Annotated in this window: 5 protein-coding genes; 3 read left to right on the forward strand and 2 right to left on the reverse strand. The window is 37.9% G+C overall.

Annotation, left to right across the window (positions count from 1 at the left end):
- The 3 genes from E1171_RS07175 to E1171_RS07185 all read left to right on the forward strand — a co-directional run.
- Positions 1-634 (forward strand): alpha/beta fold hydrolase (locus tag E1171_RS07175; RefSeq protein WP_155205331.1); only part of this gene is annotated, 634 nt, incomplete at its 5' end.
- Between the two features lie 16 nt (positions 635-650).
- The gene (locus tag E1171_RS07180) at positions 651-842 is read left to right on the forward strand and encodes a hypothetical protein (protein ID WP_155205332.1); all 192 of its coding nucleotides are present in this window, start codon (positions 651-653) and stop codon (positions 840-842) included.
- A gap of 210 nt (positions 843-1052) precedes the next feature.
- Positions 1053-2501 carry an aldehyde dehydrogenase gene (locus E1171_RS07185; protein ID WP_155205333.1) on the forward strand — a complete coding sequence of 483 codons (1449 nt, stop codon included), beginning with the start codon at positions 1053-1055 and terminating at the stop codon, positions 2499-2501.
- Positions 2502-2571: 70 nt separating this feature from the next.
- On the opposite strand, the gene pafA is transcribed toward E1171_RS07185, so the two are convergent.
- The gene (gene pafA / locus E1171_RS07190; RefSeq protein WP_155205334.1) at positions 2572-4215 is read right to left on the reverse strand and encodes an alkaline phosphatase PafA; all 1644 of its coding nucleotides are present in this window, start codon (positions 4213-4215) and stop codon (positions 2572-2574) included.
- 159 nt (positions 4216-4374) lie between these two features.
- The coding region (locus tag E1171_RS07195; RefSeq protein ID WP_155205335.1) for a lysophospholipid acyltransferase family protein at positions 4375-4983 on the reverse strand (609 nt) is incomplete at its 5' end.

Here is a 4983-nt window from a genome sequence, read left to right on the forward strand (position 1 = left end):
GTTTAATGATATTGATACATTGAGAGCTGTCTTGGGGCTTGAGAGATTTATTATTGGAGGACATTCTGTATTGGGAGCTGTTGCCCATAAATATGCCAAAAAACACCCAGAATATGTTTCCCATGTAGTGATGATGGGAACACCAAGAGCTTTTGGAATACCTCAATATTCCGAGGCTGTAAAGATGTATTGGGAATCCGCATCTGAAGAAAGGAAATTACTTTACAAAGAAAAGCAAAGTCAACTGAAGAAAATAAACAATCCAAAAAGTAATCCTAATGAATATTTTATAAAAAGTCTTGTAGCTTCTGGACCTAAAAGGTGGCACGATGCTAATTTAGATGCGACAGCATTCTTTGATAGAGTCCATTATAACCTGGACTTTTTAAACCACTTTTTTGGGAAAATATTTTCGAATTACGACTTATGTACATTGGAAGAAAAGTTGGACATTCCTATTTTTCTAGCTCTTGGAAAAAGTGATTACATTGGCCCTCCTACACTTTGGGATGTAGATTGTAAAGACTTACCAAATTTAAGCATATACTTATTTGAGGAAAGTGGCCATACTCCACATTACGAACAAAGTGAGCTGTTCAATAAAAGGTTAGTGGATTGGGTTAAAAAAGATTGAATGTTTTACAAAATCGGTGAAATGGAAACTACTGCAATATCCTTTCTATTGGTTAGCTGGTAAAATAATGGGAGAAATCATAGCAGATGAAGTGGCGAAATCAGGTCATAATGAAAATAAAGATTACATCATGCGGGGAAAAGAGCCCATTCATTTTGAAATGGCTCTAAAGAAACGAAACAACGTTCTTTCCAGGCCTGTAAAATAATAGAGTCCTTGGGAAAAGTTCAGCTTTTCATAAACCATTTGGAGCAAAAAGAAAATTTTTAAACATGCTCTAAGTTAAAAACCAAGACAAAAAACAGGTAATTAAAATAATTAATCTTAAGATTTCATTTGAAAGCAATCATGGTTTTAGTTGTATTATTTCTCTGAATAGCTAGGCCAATAATCTCATTACCCTTTAATCGCGAAAAAAATGGTTCAGACAAGTATTCAAAATTATATTAATGGAGTATTAATTCCCCCAATTTCAGGGAAATACTTGCCTAACGTTAACCCTGCTGAAGGGAAGATTTATAGCCAACTTCCTGACTCTGATGCCGAAGATGTTAAAAAAGCTGTAATAGCAGCTCAGGAAGCCTTCCCTTCTTGGTCTTCCCTTCCAGTGGAAGAGCGCTCCAAATATTTACTCCAGCTAGCTGATTTAATAGATGCAAATTTGGAAGGGTTGGCAAATGCAGAAAGCATAGATAGTGGAAAACCTTTGAATTTAGCCCGAACCGTAGATATTCCCAGGGCTTCTGCCAATTTTCGATTTTATGCTACTGCCGCTTTACATTTCTCCTCAGAGGCCCATCTTACAGGGAACCAGGCTTTAAATTATACTTCACGAAAACCTTTGGGTGTGGCAGCCTGTATTTCTCCCTGGAATCTTCCTCTTTATCTTTTTAGTTGGAAAATCGCCCCAGCACTAGCTGCTGGAAATTGTGTGGTAGCAAAGCCTTCAGAATTAACTCCCATGACGGCTTATTTGCTTTCTAAACTATGCATAGAAGCTGGACTGCCTAAAGGCGTTCTAAACATTGTACATGGTTTGGGCCCTAAAGTAGGGCAAGCTATGGTAGAGCATAAAGATGTACCTGCTATTTCCTTTACAGGGGGAACTTTAACAGGCCAAAAGATAGCTTCTACGGCGGCTCCAATGTTTAAAAAGCTTTCACTAGAATTAGGGGGTAAAAACCCAAATATTGTTTTTGCAGATTGTGATTTTAAAGAGGCGGTTCAAAACAGCGTTCGAGCGGCATTCACAAATCAAGGTGAAATTTGCCTTTGTGGTTCCCGGATATTCATTGAACAGTCCCTATATGAAAATTTTAAGGAAGAATTTATTGAACAAGTAAAGCAACTAAAATTAGGAGACCCAATAAAAGAAGATACAAAAATAGGGGCTTTAGTGTCTCAAAATCACAAAGAGAAAGTCCTCTCTTATATTGAATTGGCGAAGGATGAGGGAGGAAAACTATTAACCGGAGGAAAAACAGCCCAGGTAACAGGCAGATGCGAGGAAGGTTTTTTTGTGGAACCTACCGTTTTTGAGGGGCTTCCTTTTGATTGTCGAACTAATCAGGAAGAGATCTTTGGCCCGGTTGTCACTCTAACTCCATTCAATTCAGAAGAAGAGGTTATTGCATGGGCTAATAGTACAAAATATGGTTTGTCGGCTACTGTCTGGACCCAAAACCTAAAACGGGCACATCGAGTGGCTGATCGAATTGAAAGTGGCATTGTTTGGGTCAATTGCTGGCTTTTAAGAGACCTTCGCACCCCTTTCGGAGGGGTAAAACAATCTGGGGTTGGAAGAGAAGGAGGAATGGAGGCCTTGCAGTTTTTTACCGAACCTAAAAACGTCTGTATTAAAACCTAAACTATAATAGTTAAGAGATAGGAATGAAAATTATTCCATAGCATTCTTATCTCTTAACCTTAATATTCTTTTAAAACAACTCCTTTATTGGTTGTCCAATAGCACTGTTTGGGGTCTTGATTTTTAACTTAAAAGCAACAGTTGGAGCAATGTCACTGATTGTTTGGTACTTCACCGATTCTCCTTGTTCGACTCCCCATCCAAACCACAGTAATGGCACGTGTGTATCATAAGTGTATCCGGAGCCGTGTGTTGTACCTGTTGGGTAGGCGTGAATCCAGGCAGGATCTAAAACTAACAGTACATCTCCGGACCTTTTTGGATAATACCCCAATTGCAAACGTCCCTTTATTCCTTGCGTATATTCATTTCGATAAATATCACTTGCAGAGTAGGCAGCAGTAATTCCATCAAAATTGAGGGAATAATTGACCAATTTCTTTCTAATGTCATCCAAGTCTAAACCTTTCTCTGCAATAAGCTTCTGGTTTAAATAAATCTGATCATTGGTTGCACCAATAATCCACTCTCCTTCTCCCAACATCTTTTCAAGATAATCATCCATTTGGCTTTTTACTTCCTTAAATGAAAGATAGCCGGCTGGCTGCTTTTTTTCCATCAGATAAGCAGGTATTTCAGCCACACCATGATCCGAAGTCAGGAATAACATATAATTCCCTTCTCCTACTTTTTCATCCAAAAAGCTTAACAAATCAGCGATATCTCTATCTAAGCGAAGATAAGTATCTTGAATTTCTTTGGATTGAGGACCGAAACCATGTCCAATAATATCGGTTGAAGAAAAACTCACTGCAAGAAAATCGGTTTCCCCATTGTTCCCCAAGTTTTCTCCTTCGATAGCTGCCATAGCAACATCTTTTACAATAGTATTTCCCCATGGAGTTGAAGTCAGGAACTTATAATCTCCATTTTTCTTTCTTAATTTTTTCAAATTATAAGGAAAAACAGGAGCTTTTTTTCCTTCGAAAGTTAACTCACCTGCCCTGTCATCTTCAGCACTTTGGGTATATTTATCAATTGGGAAAAGAGTATTCCAGTTATTTTTTAAATATTCATCAGCAAGGTTTCTCGCATTAAAGTCTGAAACCCACTTTGGCAAATCTTCCATATAGAAGGTGCTACTAATAAACCGACCATTTGTGCCATCATACCAGTAAGCCCCGTCGGCCATGTGTCCACCAGGTAAAATTGCTCCACGATCTTTAATTGAGACACTAACCACCTTACTTTGCCCACTTCCAGAAAGTTTCAATTCGTCAGTTACAGTAGATGCCACGTTATTTTTTGGAGACATTAATCCTTTTTTGGAATCACTTCCTACTGTTTCTACAGTTGTGTCACTTACACAGTACATGGTAGACCTACTATTTCTGTCAAACCAGCTATTTCCTGCAATTCCATGTCCGGCAGGGGTACTTCCAGTATAAACCGAAGCATGGCCTGGTCCTGTAAAAGTAGGAATGTAGTTATAATGGGTATTTCTGTTATTAAACCCTTCGCGCATCAAACGTTTAAAACCATTCTCTGAATATTTATCAGCAAAGCGATAAAGGAATTCCTCTCGCATCTGGTCAACAACAATTCCCACCACTAATTTCGGTTTAGCAGCATCCTTTTCTTTAGTCGATTGCCCAAAAGAAACAGCAGCCATTAACAAAAAGAAAGGAGCAAAAAATAGAGCTTTTCTATACATTTTATAAAAACGGTTTATTAATGTTCATAAAACTAATGCAATAACCAATAAATGATTTAAAAGTAAAAGAGCCTTTCTGTTATTTTAATGTTAATTTACAAGTTTAAACATAAAATTTAAATCAACTCCCCTTTTCACTGGTCCCCCTGCAATAAAGCCTCAATCTTGAATAACCAATTCCTTTTGAGAAAGAGCCTCTCTTATTGCTATTTCGGTTTTTTCAACCACTTCCTCCGCAGACATGCCTTTAGGTTCAATGGGTTTCAAGGCTGTATAATTCAATTTTTCCCCAAATGACATAGGAAAATGGCCATTTATTTGTAGTCTAAAGTTTCCATCTATTACATAAGGAACAATTAGGGCCGACGGTGCTCCCTTTAAAAGGGTACGAATTCCCGCAGCCTGAAACTTCCTCAATTGCCCATTCTTGCTCCGGGTACCTTCAGGGAAAATACAAGCGGAATAGCTGTTTTTCTCTATTTTTTTACCCAATTTAATGATCTCTCGTATAGACTGAGAACCATTTTTGCGATCAATTAATACCGAGCCACCATGTTTTAAGCTATAAGAAGCACTGGGAATATTTTTTCCAAGTTCTTTTTTAGCAACAAACTTAGGATGATGTTTTCTAAAACCCCATACAACAGCTGGAATATCATACATACTTTGATGATTGGCAACAATAATTAAAGGCCTGTCATTTGGCAATTGGTCCAAACCCCGAAAAGTAACCCTGGCCCCTAAAATCCCAAAGCTTTTAATGATAAG

It is taken from the genome of Xanthovirga aplysinae (assembly GCF_009711365.1).
GTDB classification, from domain to species: Bacteria; Bacteroidota; Bacteroidia; order Cytophagales; family Cyclobacteriaceae; genus Xanthovirga; species Xanthovirga aplysinae.